Source organism: Bacteroides intestinalis (genome assembly GCF_003464595.1).
Taxonomy (GTDB): Bacteria; Bacteroidota; Bacteroidia; order Bacteroidales; family Bacteroidaceae; genus Bacteroides; species Bacteroides intestinalis_A.
Genome location: NZ_QRZF01000003.1, coordinates 430,511 through 450,564, shown reverse-complemented (window position 1 = coordinate 450,564; position 20,054 = coordinate 430,511). Strand labels below are relative to the sequence as shown.

The window sequence follows — 20,054 nt, the reverse complement described above, 5'->3', positions numbered from 1 at the left end:
CTAGAATACACGACCGCTATTCACGGCATCTTACATTTTAATCCGGGTGCAAAGATACGATAAGTTTCTAAAACAGACAAACATTCCTTATTTCCGGAATAAATACATTCGCTTTAATATTCGAACCGTGCCAAGTCCGTGTTTGCTCCGTATCTATACAGACGGACCAGACACGAAGTTGGTACGGGCTTGGTACGGACTTGGTACGGGCTTGGTATAGACCGGGTACTATTAAGATGAAACAGTAACACCTCTAATAATTAAGCGAAAAGAATCACTGATCCGCTAACTCCTCCAATGAGTAAACATTATACTTTTTAACTAAAAGCAGAGAAAAGCATAGCCCATTCATCCCATCATTCATTTCAATTTGAAGGGCAAAATTAGTTAACGAACTTTAAAAACAAAACTAAAACAAAGAAATATACGAACATAAAACAGCACAATATCCAACATAACAACGTGATTATAAAACATATAGCACCAGAATAACATATTTTTCAAATATGCAAGCAAGTTGCATCTAAATCAATATTTTATTCACGCAAGTTTCTTAAGCAAATAAAACGACATATAACAGTTATTAATATAGTTCGCCATTTATTTTAAGTAATGAAAATACGAATTATATTTGGAGTAGCAAGATCAGACAAGACATAAAATAACTTCTGATTCAGAATGCTACAACACCTTAATTTATAATATCAACCTAAGAAAAACAAATGCTTATGAAAAAGGAAACAATGCACCCAGACATTCTATTGTCCATCTCATTTTCTATCTAGTTTATTTAATATTCCAATTTAGCTTTAAACAAAAATCATCAAATCATGAATGAAAATCGCGAACGAGGAACACTACATTACAAATTCCTCACCACTATTGCCATTGTAGCTTTACTAATAGGAAGCAATACCGCCCTGGCAATCGGTACTAATTCAGAAGGTTTATCTGAAGTTGCAGAACAGCTACAATCGCAAGTCATCAATGGTACGGTAACAGATCAGACAGGCGAACCTGTTATCGGAGCAAGTGTTCTGGAAAAAGGAACAAACAATGGTATTATTACCAATATAGATGGTAAATTCTCTCTTACCGTGAAAAGAGGTGCTACTTTGGTAATCTCTTTCGTCGGATATAAGACACTGGAAGTAAAAGCAACACCCAAGATGGAAATCACGCTGACAGAAGATTCCGAATTACTGGAAGAGGTAGTAGTAGTTGGCTATGGAGTTCAGAAAAAGAAATTGGTTACCGGAGCTACGGTACAAGTGAAAGGTACTGATATCGCAAAGCTAAATACAACGGATGTTCTGGGCGGTCTGCAAAGTCAGGCACCTGGTATAAATATCACATCAAACGGCGGTTTCCTCGGACAGGGATTTAAAGTCAATATCCGCGGTCTCGGAACCAATGGTAATTTTTCTCCTTTATATGTAGTAGATGGAGTAGTCAACGGCAGCATAGATGGTCTAAGTCCTGCCGACGTTGAATCTATCGATGTACTAAAAGATGCCGCATCTGCTGCTATCTATGGTTCACGTGCCGCCAATGGCGTTATTCTCATCACTACCAAGCAAGGCAAAACAGGTAACTTTGAGGTTACTTACGATGGTTATTATGGTATTCAGAATCTTCCTAAAATCGCCACCCTGCTGAATGCTAAGGAATATATGATGATAGAAGATGAAATGCACATGATGGATGGTACTTCACTTCTGAACTGGGAGAAATGGTTACCGGCAGCCGATTATAAAGCTATTCAGGAAGGAACCTGGAATGGTACCAACTGGATAAAAGAGATCTTAAATAATGATGCTCCTATCCAAAGCCATTCATTGAACTTCACCGGAGGTACAGAACGTTCCAACTTCTCTATCGGTTTTACCTACTTCAATCAGGAAGCTACTATGGGAGCCCCCGGTCGCATTGCCAGTATGGACAGATACAATGCACGTATCAACTCTAATCATATTGTCAAAAAGATAGGGAACCTTGATGTCCTCAAAATTGGGCAGACTCTTAATTACAAGTACCAGCAGACTGCAGGTTCTTTTGCCACCACTGGCATTTACTGGAATGGTACACGTGATATGTTAACTACTCCCCCATTGATGCATGCCTATAACAGCAAAGGAGAGTACTACTTATACGATGATGCACAAGAAGAAGGATATGGGGAAAACACCACAAATCCAATAGCTTATATGGATTACTACACAAGTCATGCCTTAAGCAAAAGCCATTACTTACAATCCAGTTTTTATGCAGAGCTGCAACCAATCAAGAATTTACGAATCAAATCACAGTTCGGATACATCTTGTCAGCTTCAAGTTATCGTTCTTATATCCCCAGCTATCGCCCGCTAAGTCAAAGCCTGACGACACAAGAAGACAGGGTAACTCAGTCCATGTCACTCAACCACCGCTGGTCCTGGGAAAATACAGCCAGCTATAATTTCACTCTTAAAGACCATCATTTTGACGCAGTAATCGGGCAGAGTCTTGAAAAATACGGAATGGGTGACTCCATGAGTGCCAATGCAGAAGGTTCTGAATTCTCAGACTTTAAACATGCATATCTGAGCAACATAAAGTACGATGATAAAAATAAAATTAAAACTTTAACAGGAGCTCCCGGTGCAGCCGGTCAAATGGCTTCCTTCTTTGGTCGTATAAACTACAACTATAAAGAAAAGTACATGGCAACCGCCATTATGCGTGCGGATGGTTCTTCTATTTTTGCCCGCGACCATCGATGGGGATATTTCCCGTCTTTCTCGGCAGGTTGGGTCGTTACAAACGAAAGTTTCATGCCAGAGCTCAATTGGCTGGATTTCTTAAAACTGCGTGCATCCTGGGGACAGAATGGTAATAACGCCGTAAACACCTTTGAATACATTTCACGTATCACTGCCAACAACGGTAATGGAGGTTATTCATTCGGCGACTCCATGGATCAGGTTTCTATTGGTTCCTACGCATATAAGCTGACTAATCCGGATCTTTCATGGGAAACCCAGGAACAGCTCAACATAGGCCTCGATGCACGATTCTTCAATGGTCGTCTGGCACTCGAATTCGATTGGTATAAAAGGTTAACCAAAGACTGGCTTATTACCCCACCCGTACTCTATTCATTCGGTTCAAGTCCGGCTGCCATCAATGGTGGAGTTATTCGGAATACCGGATTTGAAATCGGCCTCCACTGGAACGATAACATAGGTAAGGACTGGAATTATGGTATCAATCTGGCTCCGGCATTCAATAAAAACAGAATTACCGAACTTCCCAATGAAGATGGTATCCTCCATGGACCGTCGGGCAATTTATGGAATGCATCTGACGAATGTGCACGCGGAGAAGTTGGAAAACCTTTAGGATATTTTTATGGCTACAAGAGTCTTGGTATTTTCCAGAACCAAAAACAAATAGACGAATATAAAGGTGCTAAAGAAAATGGTGCTCAAACACAACCGGGAGATGTGATCTGGGCAGATATTGATAAGAATGGAATCATTGACTCGAATGACCGTACAGAAATTGGTAATCCTCACCCGGACATGACACTTGGATTCTCTTTCAATGTCAGCTGGAAAATGATTGACCTATCGGTTACGACTTATGGAGCCTTCGGCCAGCAAATACTTAAATGCTACCGGGATTATGCCAGTTCTCCATTGCAGAACTTTACCACAGACATCCTGGAACGTTGGCACGGAGAAGGAACTTCTAACAAGTTACCACGCCTGGCAAGCACTGGTGGAAGTAATTGGTCTAAAGTTTCCGATATTTATGTAGAGAATGGAGATTATCTCAAAATCAAGAATATCACTATCGGAGTTGATATCAAGAAGATTTTCAAGAAAATCCCTCTGCAGCAGCTCAGACTTTATGCTACAGTCCAGAACTTATACACCTTTACCGGATATTCAGGTATGGATCCCGAAATCGGTTATGGTAGTGATTTTGGTTGGGTACAGGGCATAGATTTAGGATACTATCCGGAAGCCCGCACATGTATGCTCGGTTTAAATGTCAAATTCTAATAATATGAAAATATGAAAAAACTAATATATATACTATCTGCACTTTTCATACTCACGTCATGTGAAAATTTCCTTGACACTGAGTTACTTACAGATAAAACAACAGAGAACTTTCCGGAAACGGAGAAAGATGCCAACCAAATGTTGACGTCTATCTATGCAAAGTTATTGTTTGAAGATCCTGAAACATCTTCAGAATACTATACAGCCCAATTGGCCAGTGATGATTGCTTAGGCGGTAATCTCTCTTATTCCGGTAATTGCGCCACAAACTTCTTGCTTTATCAAGGAAGCTTGAACAGCAGACTTGGTATCTGGGACCGTTGTTATCAACTCATCAATCGTGCCAACAACACGATTAACACGCTTGATAACGTAAAAAGCTGGTCAAGTGAATCTGAACGTTTACGTCACTTTGGCGAAGCTTATTTCCTCCGGGCATGGACCTACTATGAATTAGTAAAGATATTCGGCGGCGTTCCCCTTCGTACCACGATTGAAGCTGTAAACCTCCCGCGAGCATCCGTTGACGAAGTATATGCCTTGATTGCCTCTGATATAAAGAATGCAATTGAGATGATGCCTAACCAGATATATCCGGCCGGGAATGCCATGGCAGGTCATGCTACCAAGTATGCAGCCGAAGCACTTGCAGCGCGAGTATTCCTGTTCTATACCGGACGTTATGACAAGAAGACTTTACCTCTGACACCTGAAGGCGAAATCACAAAAGAACAAGTCATCAGTTGGTTGGAAGACTGCATAGACCATTCCGGACACAACCTAATTTCCGATCAACGCAATCTATGGGGTTATACGAACTCTGCCACTAACAGCACCAGCTCCAAGAAGCAATATGCATACGCAGTGAAGCATAAACTCGCTTGGGATGGCAATTCTTCTATCGAAACACTCTTTGCCAACAAGCACAACCTAACCTCCACATGGACCTACACATGGTTTGCCAATACGTGTGCAATGTTCTACTCCCCTTCCGGTGACGATGCTGACTGGAAAGAAGAAAGTTATCCGTTCAACTTTGGTTGGGGCGCAGGCCCGGTATCTCCCAGTATGGTTCAGGACTGGAAAGAGTGGTCTAAACAACAAACATTCCTGGATGGATATACTGAAGACCCGCGTATTTCCGGTTCTATTTGGTCATACAAGGCTATGGACCCCAACAATGAAGGAAATGTTTTGGCAGACTTCCGTTTAGATGATTCGGAACCCGCATATACCGTTTCTTACCGCTATTACGAGCAAACCGGATATTTCAACAAGAAATACATCAATATCAATGCATATAATAGCAACGGAGTACTCGAAGCTTTTGGAAAAACATTACATCCGGGCATATCCAGCCAGACTTCCCCGCAGTTACTGAATATTACCGATCTTATCCACATCCGCTTTGCCGATGTACTGCTGATGCATTCCGAATTGAAAGGAGATGCAACCGGTTTGAACAGAGTACGTCAACGTTCCCACTTGGCTCCTATCTCATACACGCTGGATGCACTTAAACAGGAACGTCGTTGGGAATTTGCTTTCGAATCCATCCGTTGGTGGGATCTGCTCCGCTGGTCCGGTCCAAGTCTGGAAGAAGCAGGAAATGCGCTAAACCGCCAGACAGGCTTTGAGGTTATCAATGCCGCCGCTCTTACGCCTATGGTCAAGTATGATTATAAGAAGCGTCTACAGCAAACCCAAGGTTACTGGCCTATACCTCAAATAGAAATAGACCGTTCCAATGGTGTACTCGAGCAAAATCCGGGCTGGGGACCTGATGCACAATTCAGTGATTGGACAAAAATGTAATGCCATTTAAAATCTCAATGATATGAAAACATTAAAAGCAATACTATTATTATTCGCAGCAATGGCTATAGTCACAGCCTGCGACCCTATGGAAGATGAATCCTTACGTGATAAATATATTACTAATGCCGGAGATCCTATCAGCAAGGAAGAGCTGAATAACATATTATCCGTTACCCAGCCTATTCCCAACCAGGATGACGCTGTAGAAGGAGATCAATATGTAGTACTCAAAAACAACCGTCCTGAATTGGGAGGTATCTGGCACTATGGAGTCGGCACAAAGATTACCGGCAGCGATAATGATACGATCATATATGGTGCCAACGGAACTTATGAAATCTACTATGAAGCACTCTCCAACGGAAAGATTGTAACCAGTGATATCTTTACCGTGACAGTCACCAATGTGTTTGACGAATGGATGGGCCTTTTTACCGGAGCCAAAGACAAAGCAGATGCCGATGCAACCAAAGCATGGGGATTCCGCGAAGTAAAGTGGGGATCGGTCTGCAACATGGGAGCACATGGCGGATGGAAATACACCAGTGCAGGATATACTCCTGAATCTAATTTTGCATGGTGGGGATCAGCAAATCTTGCACAAGCAGGAGATCAGAGAATAGTATTCGAAATACAAGATACTAAGTTGAAGACCTATGACAAAAGTGGTAAATTAGTGAACGAAGGAACGTTTAACTTCGACCATGAACAACCGGAAGAATTGGTTCAAGGCAGACTTACCACCAATATCCCCGTTATCGGAAGCAATTATGATGACCTCGGCCAAAGTAAGGGAAAAAACAATGTATTCTGGATACTTACATTGACTGATGAATATATCACTCTGTATCACCCGCAGAAATACACAGGTGGAGGTGACTGGGACGACTATGGTTGGTATGTATATTATGAATCCAAAGAATAATGCCTTATGAAAAAGATTATATTTATTGTAATAGCTATTATATTAGGACTAAGTTCCTGTCACGATGACGACTACATAACCGGTGTACCCAGTTTTGGGCCTCCGGAAGTGAACAACATGGCAGATAGAGTAAATGGACGCGTCGCATTAGGTTATGTGACCTACTATGGCACAATGCTTCCTGACCCCACTTACATGACGCATATCAATTATGCTTTCGCCGAACTTTATGTTAAGAACAATGTCTATCAGAAGTTTGACTTGCAAGGTGACAAGGAACGTTTCAATCAGGTGAAGAAGTTAAAAGAAAGAAATAGCAATTTAAAGATATTACTCTCTTTTACAAATAGTGTCTCTAATTCGGGTAATTCCCAGGACGGAGGTTTCTCCGCCCTGGCAAAGAGCCCCGAAATGCGCAAACAATTCGCCCAGGATTGCAAGAAGTTCGTTCAGCAGGAAGGCATAGACGGTATCGATATTGACTGGGAATTTCCCGGCATGACTTTCGGCAGTAACGCCTACGACCCGTTGGTTGACGTAGAGAATTTCACTCTGTTAATGAAAGATCTGCGCGAAACTCTATCAAGTTCCACTTTACTGACCTACGCCGGGTATTGCAAGAACAAGCAACCGCAAGGAGCAGGATGGAAGTATATCGATGTGAAAGCTGTAGACCCCTATGTGGACTTCGTCAACATTATGACATACGACTTAGTGGGCGCCCCCGGTCATCAATCACCATTGAATAAACCAAGTGCCACCTGGGATTGCCAGCGCTCTGTTAACGAATATCTGAGTGCCGGTGTACCTGCCAATAAATTAGTCCTGGGTATTCCATTCTATGGAAGAGCACATTTCAACTCCGGTGGTTCTATCAATTACAGAGACATTGTCGACTTAAGTGCGGGCGAAGGCTATGCCATTGATAATTGGGATGAAGAAGGCAGTGTTCCATACGTTACTAAGAGCGGAATATTCTACTGTGGTTATGACAATCCCCGAAGTATTGCCGCAAAAGGTACATGGCTTTTAGGATTAGGCATGAAAGGTATGATGTTCTGGGACTACGATGGTGATGATAACCAGGGAACACTGCGCAATGCACTCTGGAATGCCGTAATGCAGGAAGACAAAGACGCCCAATTACATGACTTCATAAACAATTCGGATGGTTACAAAGCACTCGTCACCAGTTGCGACAAGATAATCAGCACCGGTCAATATATGGCGGGAACACTGATAGAGGAAACCACGACCTATCCTAATTACGAAGGATACCCAGTTAAGCTCTACGAGTACTCAACCGGCAAGGATGTACAAACCGGCGTTCAGAAAAAAGGCAAGGTATACATGCTCAATCCTACAGCCGAAAAACTTGCAACCTGGATTGCAACTGCCGTATGGAAAGCAAAAGGTGACACCGATACGGATGCGATGGCAGCGGTACTGAAACATATACAATTACAATCAGGAGCTCAGTTCCCGGTATGCGGCATTGTATATGAAGATATGGACAACTCAGGATATTATCCTTATCTCTTCAAGGACGGGGTCACCGTGTATGCAGCAGACCGTTCCAAGTGGGCTACCGAAGATTCTGCCCATCCGGGAAATTACAGTTGCACGGACGATCAACTCAACTACGATGTTAAGGTAACCAACAATGACCTGAACACATATACCGGGACCTATGCCCGTATTTGCGGTACCCTGCGTGAAGATTATAAAGCATACGGCGGCACCGTTGATGTAGGAACAAGTGATTCTAAAGAGACCCGCAGCATTAAGTGGCTCGATGTGGTACGCGACCTTTATAAGGAAGCTTGGAACTCCAATGAAAACAAACTGATTACAGCATGGGCCAAAGCAAACTTGTAATACTCTAACTTAACACGGATACAGGAGGTTGTTCCACCCACCGGATGATTTTGCGATCTTCATTCATGAGTGAAAAATATATAAATGGAGCAACCTCCTTTTTCTAAAGATAACAGAAAAGACAGACCGATATGAATAAACATTTCTTTTATCTTATCTTACTATTTTGCATCAGCAGTTGTCAGCCGATAACGAAAAAAATGATGAATATCGAAGGAGTGGTATCTTCGGAATATAACGGGCAAATCATATATTTGGTTCCACGCCCCCATCCCACTCCGGAAACAGTAGATTCTGCCTATATTGTAAACGGAACTTTTTCCTTTTCCATTCCGGCAGATTCCGCTATTTACGATATTGTTATCAGCAGGCGAGCAAATGCACCTATACAACGTCTGCTCGTTGTGGCAGAAGAAGGAACGCTGCATGCCAACATGGGTATGAATAGTTCCGGTACCGGCACTCCACTCAATAACCAACTACAACACTGGAAAGAACAAATGGAATCTGCCGGTGAAAAAGCGGCCTTACTATCGCAGAAAATCAATAAAAATAAGAAAGACAATGCCATTACAGCAATCCTGAAGAAACAAAGGGATAGCATCTACGAACGTTTTGGTGACTCTACGTTCTGTTTCATTAAACAGAATCTGAATCCGTTAGGAGGATACTTATTCATGACGCTTGAGCACATGTTCAATGAACAGCAAGCCAATGATTTAAAAAGACTTGGAATAGAAAAATGGAAACCCGAACCATGAGAAAACGAATAGATAATATCTTTGTCTCCCTATTCTTTATAGCCTGTTGGATATTCTTCTTTTACTTCTATCCATATCATCTGCACTATAAAGAACAGATAACATTATGCGTACTCCAACCGGACTTTCTACAAACGTACTTACAGAAACCGGCATTCCTGACCGAAATCTGTGGCGATTATCTTACTCAGTTTTTCCTGTGGACAGGTGGAGGAAGCAGCATATTAACCCTCACTTTTGTGTTCACCTGGCTGGGATTCCGGATAGCATTAGGTAAGACCGGCATCACCAGCCATGTATCCCTCTGGGCATTACTGCCCATAGTTGCCGAATGGGCGTTATCCTGCCATTTGGAATATCCCCTTTCCATGTCACTTGGACTGATGTGCAGCATCTGGGCATTCCTACTGTCAACATTGAGCGCACCAACACGGACGAGGGGAATACTCCACGTAGTTATGCTTACCATCCTCTATTGCACCGTAGGAGCACACTTCTTTGCATATGTCATTTTAGCCACAGTTTATGAGTGCAAGCACTTCAACAATTACAAGTTATCCTTCTTCCTGTTACTCATCTCCCTCCTCATACCTATCGGAGGTAGTTATTTCTATTTTTTAACTCCCCGCCAATCATACTTCTATCCATTGATAAGCGGCTACATGCTGCGTCAACCTTTTGTATTCCTCCTGACAGAAGGTTTTCTGTTACTCTCCCTCCTGCCGGTTTTTATTTCCCGGCAGTATAAGCAATGGATTGCACTATTTACAGTCCTTACCCTGGGTACAATTACCATAACCAAGGCATACAACGCCTCCGAAGAAAAAACACTCGCCTTTTCATCCGAAGCCTACTTCGGACACTGGGATAAGATAATCCGGCTCAACGAGGATAACTCCTACCCAACCTATCTCAGTGCCTACTATATCAATCTCGCTTATGCCCGCCAAGACAAGCTCTGCGATGAACTAATGCTACATTATCAGCCAGCTTTCCATGGACTTTTACTGCAAATCAACGAATCAACAGGCTATATATACGCCATGGCAAGTCCCGATGCCCTCATGGAATGCGGTGACATGGCACAAGCCCAGCACTCTGCCATGCTTGCTATGACATTTACCCCGCATCAGCGTTCTTCGCGCATGGTACGGAAACTGGCGGAAATTGCCATTATCAACGAAGATTATTCAGTTGCCCAGAAGTATCTACGCATGTTGTCCCATACTTCCTTGCACCGGAGCTGGGCAAGGGAACGATTGGAACTTATTAAATCCGGTCAATGTGATTCCATCCCTTACTGGGCCCATAAACGTCGGATGCTTCCGCAACAAGACACGTTGTTCTCCGCCAATCAATGGCGTACTTCACTGGTTAATTTAATCGAAAGTAATCCTCAAAACAAGATGGCTGCCGACTACCTCTTATGCTTCCACCTATTGAATAAAGATCTGCAGCTTTTCAAGAAGGATTATGACCGTTACTATTATCCGACATTCGGTTCGCTTCCATCCCGTCTCTATCAGGAAGCATTGATAGCATGTATGAATGAGAAAGAAAACCCGCAGGAACAACTGAAGCATTATCGCATCTCTGCTAAAGTTTACAAAGACTGTCTGCAATACCTCTCCATATACGAAGATGCCAAAGGAGACGGGCGGGCTTTGGAAAAGTTATTCGGAAAAACATATTGGTTCTATTACTATTATGCACAACTGAAACCATGAAAAGAGCTATCATCCTGTTCATTGTAACCCTGACGCTTTTCTCCTGTGGAAAACGTTCACTTCAGGATTACACCGACTGTCCCGAACAGCCGCTCCTGTTTCCTGACTATACAGATATCACCGTACCCTGCAACATCGCTCCGCTGAACTTCCAACTGGAAGGTGCGGCAAACCTCTCCGTTATTATCCGGGGAAAGAAAGAGTATCAATTCGACAGCCAGTCCTACAGGCTTCAGTTCCCCATAAAGAAATGGAAAAAGATGCTTGCGGATGAAAAAGGGGATACACTGTCTGTGTCTGTCTATACCCATATCTCGCAACAAAAAATACATTACAAAGATTTCTACTGGTACATCTCACCCGACAGCATAGACCGATATCTCAGCTACCGCCTGATAGAGCCGGCTTATGAGATATGGAACATGCTGCAAGTTTGCGAACGTAACCTTGAAAATTTCGACACCCGCCTTCTGGCCGATAATAATATTACAGATCGTAGCTGTATCAATTGCCATACATCCAACCGTGCAGCCAATCCCACTACATTTATGCATGTGCGTGGCAGTAAGGGAGGTACAATTTATAGTCGTGACGGGCAATTACGGAAAATCAACACCAAAACAGATCATACAGCCGGTGCTGTCTATGGAGAGATTTCCCAGGACGGGCGTTTCGGCATATTCACCACAGCCGAAATTATCCCCATTCTGCACAGTTATCGCACCGAACGTCTGGAAGTTTTCGATAAATGCAGTGATCTTATCCTGATAGATTTTGAACAGGGAACGGTTACCGATAACCCCGGTATCAGCGGAACGGAATATCAGGAAACCTTCCCTTGTTTCTCTGCTGACAACCATACCATCTACTTCTGCCGGGCACCCTATATCCCTCAGCCGGACAGTACCCGTCATATGCGCTATGATCTCTACTCCATCTCCTTTAATCCTCAAACCGGACAATTGGGTGATAGTATTCACGAAGTCTTCAGAGCTTCATCCGAAGGGAAATCCGTAAGTTTTCCCAAATGCTCACCGGACGGCAAATACCTGCTGTTCTCCGTATCCGATTATGGTACTTTCCCCATCTGGCATCCGGAAACAGACCTCTGGATGCTGGAGCTTTCTACCGGAAAGATTGATAAAATGGAAGAAACAAACGGACGGTACTCTGATTCCTATCATTCCTGGAGCAGTAATTCCCAATGGATAGCTTTCGCCTCCAAACGAGACGACCGGGTATATGGGCGTCCTTACTTTGCCCATGTATCCCAAGATGGAAACGTAAGTAAAGCGTTTCTTCTTCCACAAGAAAATCCGGAAGCTTATCTGAATACGTTCAAGTCTTATAATATACCAGAACTTTACAATACAGCCGAGACCTATGATGCCCATGAATTGCAAAAAGCCTATTTCGGCAAAGAAACGGAGAACCTCCGCTACAAATCAATCAAAAGATAGCATATTCGTCATTCTCCTACTCAACCTTTTTTCATTTAGGTTGTTCAATGGGCATTCACCAAAACCTAACTTAATAATGAAGACAATCTTTAAAGTAATGTTTCTGCTGTGCGCCACCGGTCTCGTTCCGTCTATGGCCAGAGCACAAGAAAAAGTGATTATTGACGACGAAGCATCTAACGGCATCGTCATGGTTACCATCGACAAAGCAGGCGACGAGATCGTCCGTATCATGAACGAATCACAGTTCAGATACATTCACGACCCACAGGCCCCCCGCTTCCTATTGATGGATAAAAAAGGAAAATTCGCCCTCGGTATCGGAGGCTATGTGCGTGCCACTGCCGAGTATGACTTTGGCGGCATTGTAGATAATATGGATTTCATCCCGGCCTACATTCCGAATGCCAGTAAAGTAAAGAACCAGTTTCAGATGGATGCAAGTACTTCCACTATCTTCCTGAAACTTGTAGGACACACTAAGCTGCTGGGTGATTTCGTAGTGTACACTGCCGGTAACTTCCGTGGTGGGGACAAAGCATTCCAGTTGAGAAATGCTTATATGTCGTTCCTGAACTTTACTGTAGGTTATACTTACGGTGGTTTCATGGATTTGGCTGCGATGCCTTCCACTGTCGACTTCCAAGGCCCTAACGGTGCTACTTTCTATCGTGCCACTCAACTGGCTTACACTTACAAAGGCCTGAAGAACTGGCGTTTCCATGCATCCATAGAGGTTCCCAGCGTAGATGGTACTACAAACGACCAATTCAGCGTAGCCCAACAACGCATGCCGGACTTCACCGCTTACGCCCAATATGGTTGGGGAGCTAACAGTCATCTTCGTGTAGGTGGCCTCGTTCGCAGTATGACCTACACCAGTACGCTCAGCGATCATGCATCCGATGTTACCGGATGGGGTATACAGGCATCTACCTCATTCAATCTCAGTAAGAAATGGGAAATCTTCGGACAGGCTACTTATGGAAAAGGTATCGGACAATATCTGAATGACATAAGCAATCTGAATGTGGACATCGTTCCCAATCCCGAAAAAGAAGGAAAGATGCAGGCATTGCCTATGCTGGGCTGGTTTGCCGGGGCACAGTATAACATCTGCCCGAAAGTGTTTGTGTCCACTACTTACAGTATGTCCAGATTGTATTCGGAGAACGGTTATCCCAACGATCAACCCAGTAGTTATCGTTACGGACAATATCTCGTAACCAATGTATTCTGGAATGTTACTCCGAATATGCAAGTAGGTGCTGAATACCTTCGCGGCTGGCGTACAGATTTCAATAATTCAACGCATCATGCCAACCGGATGAATTTGTTGGTGCAATATTCTTTCTAAATCAGATACATAATCAAGGAAGCCGCCTCAAAACAATGTTTGAGACGGCTTCTGCTATATATAAAGTAATTATGAAATCAGAATCTGTAGTTGATACTAGCACCAAACACCTTGTTTGTACGGCTATAGATATTTGTACCGCTCAATCCGGTATTATTATAGTTCTGAGATTTTTTAGTATAATCTTCGTAGGTAGTCCACATGTAACCAACGTTCAGGGCAGCTCTTTCAGTTAAATTCAACTTGGCACCAAAACCCAGAGTATAAGAATCACAAGAGAAACTGGTATCACTCTGGTAATTGTCAGACAATCCATAGTCTGTGATCTGACCTCCACAACTCAAAGTCAAATGTTTAGTTACATCCCACTCAATACCGGCCAGATATTCGTTTGTTCCCTTCGTCAGATACTCCTGCTTGCCACCGGCCATTCCTGCACTTTTATCATCAAAAAAGTGGTATTCTACAGATGCACGCAATACCGGAAGAAACTCATAAGAAGCAGCTATAGAAAGCATGGAAGGGATATCATTCGGAGTATTCACACCATGCTTGTAATCAGCCAATTCACTTTCAGCAGCACCAATCATACGAAGCGAGTTTGCTTTAGTGGAATTTTCAATATTCAGGTTAGTCATGAACTCATACTTTGCACCAATATTCAGCTTGCCCCACTTGGCATCCAGGCCGATAACCGGAGTAAATCCCCATCCGGTCTGACTGCAATCCAAGTCGATGCCGATAAGTTCTGTACCGGCAGGTATCGTTCCTCCGGTAGGCAAAGGCAAATTGATGGCGGCACTAGCATTCAATGCACCCTGATAGCCACCGGTAAAGTAGTTCATACGACCACCCGCAAAAGCAGAAAGCCATTCCGTTATCTTATAAGTCAAACCCAACTGTACAGAGTAGATGAACTGCTTGCCATCCATGTAACTATTCAACGAATAGGCATTGCTCGGAATGCTTTGGGCTCCCAATCCGCCTATCACCATAGCATCGAACATGGGAAGACCGTCGTCAAACGAAGCCTTTCCTCCGCCACCGGTAATACCGAAAAAGCCGGAAATCGTCCAGTCACCCATCTTATAAGCGGCAAACAAACTGGGAATGACAGGCGCAGATGCCTTACCCTCATAATACTTATTCAGCCCCAGACCTTCGCACGAAGCATCGATATTCCTTGTTTGGAAAGCACTTTGAATGCTCAAAGACATGTGAAAACCGTCATTGGGCAAAAAGGCCAAACCTGCCGGATTGGACAAAGCAGCGTCTATTTCAGTGGTAGCACCGCGGGATAGCATACGAAGAAAAGCGGCATGCTGATTTGTATTCGTAAGGAGACCTCCTGCAAAAGTTGAAGTTGAAACGATTAGCAACATAAGGCTAATCAACGAAAATTTTCTCATCTAAATCTTTTTTAATTGTTAGCGGGCGCAAAGTTACAACAATATTGCACGCACGAAAGCTTTTTGTGCAAAAATGTCATATCAGGGAAACAATTAATTGAAAGTAGAAACTGTTTCTAATGAAACGAAAAAACCAAAACAAGAATCATTCTACCGTTTCGTCCGTATCCACCCATATCAATTTAGAGGAAATGAGCGTACGTTTAGTCACTTGATTATTCTGTTCACGAGCATATTCGGGAATGAAGCGCACTTTCACAGCAGTGATTAATTTCGGGCTCACTTCTTCGGGCGTATCCACGCCTCGGCTCGACGACTGACAAGAAAGAAAGAATGTTCCCACACCTTTCAGCCGCACCGACCGTCCTTCACTCAGCAAATCTCCCAATACTTCACCCAGATTTACAAGCACCGCATAGGTATCTCCGGGAGTCACCGTAGACATGAACGACAGTTTTTCCGCTACATCATCCGTGGTGGCAGGGCGTCCTTTGGTTACCGCCCTTAAATACCATTTCCCATTCAATTTCTGCTTTTTATAGAAAGCCATATCAATTCCTCCTCTCTTTAGGATGTATCTATCTTCAGTCCCGGACGCAATAAAGATGAATCCGGGAGTGAGTATGCCATCAATGCCGATGATGCCTATCATCAATACCATTGATAGTAGTCATCAATGGCGTTGATGATATACTGCCTGCCAAAGGTAGCATAAATAAGTTATACTCAAAGCCGATGTAGGTCATATTTTGATGATAAAAAAGAATATTCGGCAAATGAGGTCCGCAAAGCATCATTTATCCTTCTTTCTGAACCTTATCAGCCATACGTGTGTTATCTTTAGATAATAGGAACATTCTAAAAAAACTCCATAAACTATGGCATATACAATTGCTTTTTTCGGCACCAAGCCCTACGACGAGGCTTCGTTCAATGAGAAGAATAAAGAGTACGATTTTGAACTTCGTTATTATAAAGGTCATCTGAACAAACACAACGTGATACTGACACAGGGTGTAGACGCTGTCTGCATATTTGTGAATGACACCGCAGATGCGGAAGTGCTCCGCATGATGGCTGATAATGGTGTCAAACTACTGGCACTGCGTTGTGCCGGATATAATAATGTAGACCTGAAAGCCGCCGCAGAATGTGGCATAACAGTAGTACGCGTACCTGCCTACTCTCCGTATGCCGTAGCAGAATACACCGTTGCCCTTATGCTATCGCTGAACCGGAAAATTCCCCGTGCTACCTGGCGTACCCGTGACGGTAATTTCTCTCTCCACGGATTGCTCGGCTTTGACATGTATGGAAAGACAGCCGGCATTATCGGTACCGGAAAGATTGCCAAGAAACTGATTATGATTTTGCGAGGTTTCGGCATGAACATACTGGCATATGACCTATATCCTGACTATAACTTTGCCCGCGAACACCAGGTGGTATATACCACACTCGATGAACTCTATCATAGTTCGGATATCATTTCCCTGCACTGTCCGCTTACGGAACAAACCAAATACCTCATTAACGACTACTCCATCAGCAAGATGAAAGACGGCGTAATGATTATCAATACCGGACGCGGACAACTGATACATACCAATGCATTGATAGAAGGACTGAAGAACAAGAAAATCGGTTCCGCCGGACTGGATGTATACGAAGAAGAAAGCGAATATTTCTATGAAGATCAGTCCGACCGCATCATTGATGATGATGTACTGGCACGCCTGCTCTCTTTCAACAACGTGATTGTAACTTCGCACCAAGCCTTCTTCACCCGCGAAGCACTGGAGAACATTGCCACCACCACCCTGCAGAACATCAAAGACTTCAAAAGTGGAAAGGTATCGGAGAATGAAGTAAAAATTCAGAATTAACAATAAAGGCAATCAATAAATAAATGCTAACATTCGACTATAAACATTTTCATAGTCAGTTTGTTATTTATGTATATCAAACATTTAAAGAAAGGAATAAATAATGAAAAAAGTAATAGACAAAGCGGAAAGCCGTGGACGTGCTCTATATGATTGGCTCGACAGCCACCATACATTCAGTTTCGATACATATTACAATCCCCGCCGCATGAATTTCGGTGCATTGCGCGTATTGAACGACGACCGTGTGGAAGCTGGTAAAGGCTTCGGTACCCACCCGCATAAGAACATGGAAATTATCTCCATTCCCCTGAAAGGAAAGCTGAAACATGGTGACAGTAATAAGAACAGCCGTACCATCACCATAGGAGACATACAAACCATGAGTGCCGGTACCGGTATTTATCACAGTGAAATGAACGGCAGCGATACCGAACCGGTAGAATTCCTGCAAATCTGGGTAATGCCGGAGAAGCTGAATACACCGCCCGCCTATCAGGATTACGACATCCGTCCGTTCTTGCGGAAGAATGAACTGGCACTGATCGTTTCGCCGGATGGCGATGCCCCTGCCAAGATGTTGCAACAGACATGGTTCTCCATCGGAGAAATAGAGGCGGGAAAGAAAATCGGCTATCACATGCACCAATCTCACGCAGGTGTGTATATCTTCGTGATTGAAGGTGAGGTGAAGGTGGATGATACCGTACTTTCACGCCGTGACGGTATGGGCGTATACGATACCCACAGCTTTGAGTTGGAAACCCTAAAAGACTCGCACATTCTGCTGATGGAAGTGCCGATGTAAGTCTTTTAGATAAAAATAACAGCAAAAACCAAAGGTTTGTGTAGCGTTTTTCGTAATATTGCGCTATAAATTAACCCGTGCATGAAACTTGATTACATTTACCATAGCGGCTTCGCGATTGAAGCGGACGGAGTGACGGTCATTATCGATTACTATAAAGATTCCTCTGAAACGGAATATAATAAAGGGATCGTTCATGACTATCTGTTGGGAAGACCCGGAGAACTATATGTGCTCTCTTCTCATTTTCACCCCGACCACTTTAATCGCGAAGTTCTTTTATGGAAAGCCGAACGCCCGGATATTCACTATATCTTCTCCAAGGACATCCTGAAACATCGTCGTGCCACGCGCGAGGATGCCACCTATATAAATAAAGGGGATGTGTACGAAGACCCGAATATCCGTATCGAAGCATTCGGTTCCACGGATGTAGGTATCTCTTTTCTCATTGACCTGCAAGGTGTCCGGCTCTTCCATGCCGGAGACTTGAATAACTGGCATTGGAGCGAAGAATCCACTCCGCAGGAAATCCGGAAAGCGGAAGGTGACTTCCTTGCCGAAGTGAAATACCTTCAGCAAACCGCCCTATCGGTAGATGTAGCCATGTTTCCAGTGGACAACCGCATCGGAAAAGATTATATGAGAGGTGCGGAACAATTCGTGGAACGGATAAAAACTGCTATCTTTGTACCTATGCACTTCAGCGAGGAATACAAAGGCGGAAATGCTTTCCGGGAGTTTGCCGAAAGTAAAGGTTGCCGTTTCTTGTCCATAACCCACCGTGGTGAAAGTTTTGATATTAATCAATAAAACATACGCATTATGAAAAATTTGACACACCTCCTTTTTGTACTCTTATGCATTTGTCTGCCTGTTGCAGTACATGCTCAAAAAGACAAGGACAAAGACGATGATGACAGCAAGTATCTGGCGGGCGCAGTACCCGAAGTAGATGGAAAAGTTGTATTTACCAAAGAATTCAGTATTCCCGGCATGTCTCAGGAAGAGATCTTCAACCGCATGCAGAAATGGATGGAAGCACGGCTGAAAAAGAATGAGAATAACAGCCGCGTAGTCTATACGAACCCGGAAGAAGGACAAATAGTAGGTACGGGAGAAGAATGGATTGTATTCAGTTCAAGTGCACTCTCACTGGACCGTACAAAGATACTCTACCAACTGTCCGTGGTTTGTGCCCCCGAGAAGTGTACAATGGAAGTTGAAAAGATTCGTTTCAATTACCGTGAAGGAAAAGAGAAGTATACGGCAGAGGAATGGATCGTAGACAAATATGCACTGAATAAGGCTCAAACCAAATTGGTGCGCGGACTTGCCAAATGGCGCAGAAAAACAGTCAACTTTGTAGATGACCTTGCTCTTGGAGCAGCAGAAGCTCTTAGTGCAAGTACTGCCAAGAAAGCAGCCGAAACAGAGCAACCGGAAGCTAAGAAAGAGGAAAAGAGCGCTGTTAGCTCAGGTCCGATAGTGATTGCTCCTAAAGCTGAAGTAGAAGTGAAAACTCCGGCTGAAACAACCAAAGTAACCGTTGTACCCGCTACCCCGCTTACTCCGGCCACTCCTGTTGCTTCTGGTACAGTGCCCGGCTATAAAGAAGTAGCTCCGGATCAACTGCCGACGAATGCTATCCAAATGGGTGCAGGCAAATTAGTACTTGTAATTGGTACAGATGCTTTCAATATGACCATGATGACAGCTAATGCAGGCGGTTCATTGGGCAAATCTTCAGGTAAGCCTGTTATCTTCAGTTTCCTTTCACCTGATCAACCTTACGAACAGATGGAAGCTGCTGAAACTTATACCGTTCGTTTTTATCCGGCAAACCAAACAGAACCTTCAGTTGTTCTGGAATGTAAGAAGATGCCTTCACAGGCTCCTATGGAAGGTCAGCCACGCATGTATGTAGGCGAAATTCTAAAGGCATTCGTAAAATAATGATTAATGATAAATAA

At 43.5% G+C, this 20,054-nt stretch carries 14 protein-coding genes; 12 read left to right on the top strand and 2 right to left on the bottom strand.

The genetic code is table 11. The features are described 5' to 3' along the window. Positions 1–830 precede the first annotated feature (830 nt). The 8 genes from DWW10_RS06420 to DWW10_RS06385 all read left to right on the top strand — a co-directional run bounded on the left by DWW10_RS06420 (position 831) and on the right by DWW10_RS06385 (position 13,978). A complete protein-coding gene (locus tag DWW10_RS06420) occupies positions 831–4,049 on the top strand; it encodes a SusC/RagA family TonB-linked outer membrane protein (RefSeq protein WP_022391445.1) in 3,219 nt (1,072 codons plus the stop codon). A gap of 12 nt (positions 4,050–4,061) precedes the next feature. Then, entirely contained in the window at positions 4,062–5,867 is a 1,806-nt protein-coding gene (locus tag DWW10_RS06415; RefSeq protein WP_118420990.1) for a RagB/SusD family nutrient uptake outer membrane protein, read from the top strand. 22 nt (positions 5,868–5,889) lie between these two features. Beyond that, positions 5,890–6,795: a hypothetical protein gene (locus DWW10_RS06410; protein WP_118221057.1), complete on the top strand. Its 906-nt coding sequence runs from the start codon at positions 5,890–5,892 to the stop codon at positions 6,793–6,795. Between the two features lie 6 nt (positions 6,796–6,801). Next, entirely contained in the window at positions 6,802–8,673 is a 1,872-nt protein-coding gene (locus tag DWW10_RS06405; protein WP_118420989.1) for a glycosyl hydrolase family 18 protein, read from the top strand. A 131-nt stretch (positions 8,674–8,804) separates the two neighbouring features. Further along, positions 8,805–9,434, top strand: coding sequence for a DUF4369 domain-containing protein (locus tag DWW10_RS06400; protein WP_022393367.1), 630 nt, complete (start codon positions 8,805–8,807; stop codon positions 9,432–9,434). Continuing rightward, complete coding sequence (locus tag DWW10_RS06395) at positions 9,431–11,161, top strand: DUF6057 family protein (RefSeq protein ID WP_022393366.1); 1,731 nt, start codon at positions 9,431–9,433, stop codon at positions 11,159–11,161. The genes DWW10_RS06400 and DWW10_RS06395 overlap by 4 nt, the downstream gene beginning before the upstream one ends. Continuing rightward, positions 11,158–12,621 (top strand): TolB family protein, encoded by a 1,464-nt coding sequence (locus DWW10_RS06390; RefSeq protein WP_022393365.1) that lies wholly within the window; start codon positions 11,158–11,160, stop codon positions 12,619–12,621. The genes DWW10_RS06395 and DWW10_RS06390 overlap by 4 nt, the downstream gene beginning before the upstream one ends. Positions 12,622–12,697: 76 nt before the next feature. Then, positions 12,698–13,978, top strand: coding sequence for a DcaP family trimeric outer membrane transporter (locus DWW10_RS06385; protein WP_022393364.1), 1,281 nt, complete (start codon positions 12,698–12,700; stop codon positions 13,976–13,978). Positions 13,979–14,055: 77 nt separating this feature from the next. Here DWW10_RS06385 and DWW10_RS06380 read toward each other — a convergent pair whose 3' ends face one another. Next, positions 14,056–15,387, bottom strand: a complete 1,332-nt coding sequence (locus tag DWW10_RS06380) for an OmpP1/FadL family transporter (protein WP_118420988.1) — start codon at positions 15,385–15,387, stop codon at positions 14,056–14,058. A gap of 145 nt (positions 15,388–15,532) precedes the next feature. Further along, on the bottom strand, positions 15,533–16,048 hold the full coding sequence (locus DWW10_RS06375; protein WP_259320432.1) for an HU family DNA-binding protein: 516 nt from the start codon (positions 16,046–16,048) through the stop codon (positions 15,533–15,535). A 217-nt stretch (positions 16,049–16,265) separates the two neighbouring features. Here DWW10_RS06375 and DWW10_RS06370 point away from each other — a divergent pair, with 217 nt between their 5' ends. The 4 genes from DWW10_RS06370 (at position 16,266) to DWW10_RS06355 (ending at position 20,037) form a co-directional block, all read left to right on the top strand. Beyond that, positions 16,266–17,273 carry a 2-hydroxyacid dehydrogenase gene (locus DWW10_RS06370; protein WP_118216141.1) on the top strand — a complete coding sequence of 336 codons (1,008 nt, stop codon included), beginning with the start codon at positions 16,266–16,268 and terminating at the stop codon, positions 17,271–17,273. A gap of 103 nt (positions 17,274–17,376) precedes the next feature. Then, positions 17,377–18,081 carry a pirin family protein gene (locus tag DWW10_RS06365; RefSeq protein ID WP_022391356.1) on the top strand — a complete coding sequence of 235 codons (705 nt, stop codon included), beginning with the start codon at positions 17,377–17,379 and terminating at the stop codon, positions 18,079–18,081. A gap of 81 nt (positions 18,082–18,162) precedes the next feature. Then, entirely contained in the window at positions 18,163–18,894 is a 732-nt protein-coding gene (locus tag DWW10_RS06360; protein WP_022391357.1) for an MBL fold metallo-hydrolase, read from the top strand. A 12-nt stretch (positions 18,895–18,906) separates the two neighbouring features. Continuing rightward, a complete protein-coding gene (locus DWW10_RS06355; RefSeq protein ID WP_022391358.1) occupies positions 18,907–20,037 on the top strand; it encodes a DUF4468 domain-containing protein in 1,131 nt (376 codons plus the stop codon). Positions 20,038–20,054 lie beyond the last annotated feature (17 nt).

Bases quoted from the DNA above. Each gene is read 5' to 3' on its own strand.
- DWW10_RS06405 (WP_118420989.1), top strand. From the start codon at position 6,802: ATGAAAAAGATTATATTTATTGTAATAGCTATTATATTAGGACTAAGT.
- DWW10_RS06395 (WP_022393366.1), top strand. From the start codon at position 9,431: ATGAGAAAACGAATAGATAATATCTTTGTCTCCCTATTCTTTATAGCC.
- DWW10_RS06390 (WP_022393365.1), top strand. From the start codon at position 11,158: ATGAAAAGAGCTATCATCCTGTTCATTGTAACCCTGACGCTTTTCTCC.
- DWW10_RS06415 (WP_118420990.1), top strand. From the start codon at position 4,062: ATGAAAAAACTAATATATATACTATCTGCACTTTTCATACTCACGTCA.
- DWW10_RS06380 (WP_118420988.1), bottom strand. From the start codon at position 15,387: ATGAGAAAATTTTCGTTGATTAGCCTTATGTTGCTAATCGTTTCAACT.
- DWW10_RS06420 (WP_022391445.1), top strand. From the start codon at position 831: ATGAATGAAAATCGCGAACGAGGAACACTACATTACAAATTCCTCACC.
- DWW10_RS06410 (WP_118221057.1), top strand. From the start codon at position 5,890: ATGAAAACATTAAAAGCAATACTATTATTATTCGCAGCAATGGCTATA.
- DWW10_RS06375 (WP_259320432.1), bottom strand. From the start codon at position 16,048: ATGGTATTGATGATAGGCATCATCGGCATTGATGGCATACTCACTCCC.
- DWW10_RS06400 (WP_022393367.1), top strand. From the start codon at position 8,805: ATGAATAAACATTTCTTTTATCTTATCTTACTATTTTGCATCAGCAGT.
- DWW10_RS06365 (WP_022391356.1), top strand. From the start codon at position 17,377: ATGAAAAAAGTAATAGACAAAGCGGAAAGCCGTGGACGTGCTCTATAT.
- DWW10_RS06355 (WP_022391358.1), top strand. From the start codon at position 18,907: ATGAAAAATTTGACACACCTCCTTTTTGTACTCTTATGCATTTGTCTG.
- DWW10_RS06370 (WP_118216141.1), top strand. From the start codon at position 16,266: ATGGCATATACAATTGCTTTTTTCGGCACCAAGCCCTACGACGAGGCT.
- DWW10_RS06385 (WP_022393364.1), top strand. From the start codon at position 12,698: ATGAAGACAATCTTTAAAGTAATGTTTCTGCTGTGCGCCACCGGTCTC.
- DWW10_RS06360 (WP_022391357.1), top strand. From the start codon at position 18,163: ATGAAACTTGATTACATTTACCATAGCGGCTTCGCGATTGAAGCGGAC.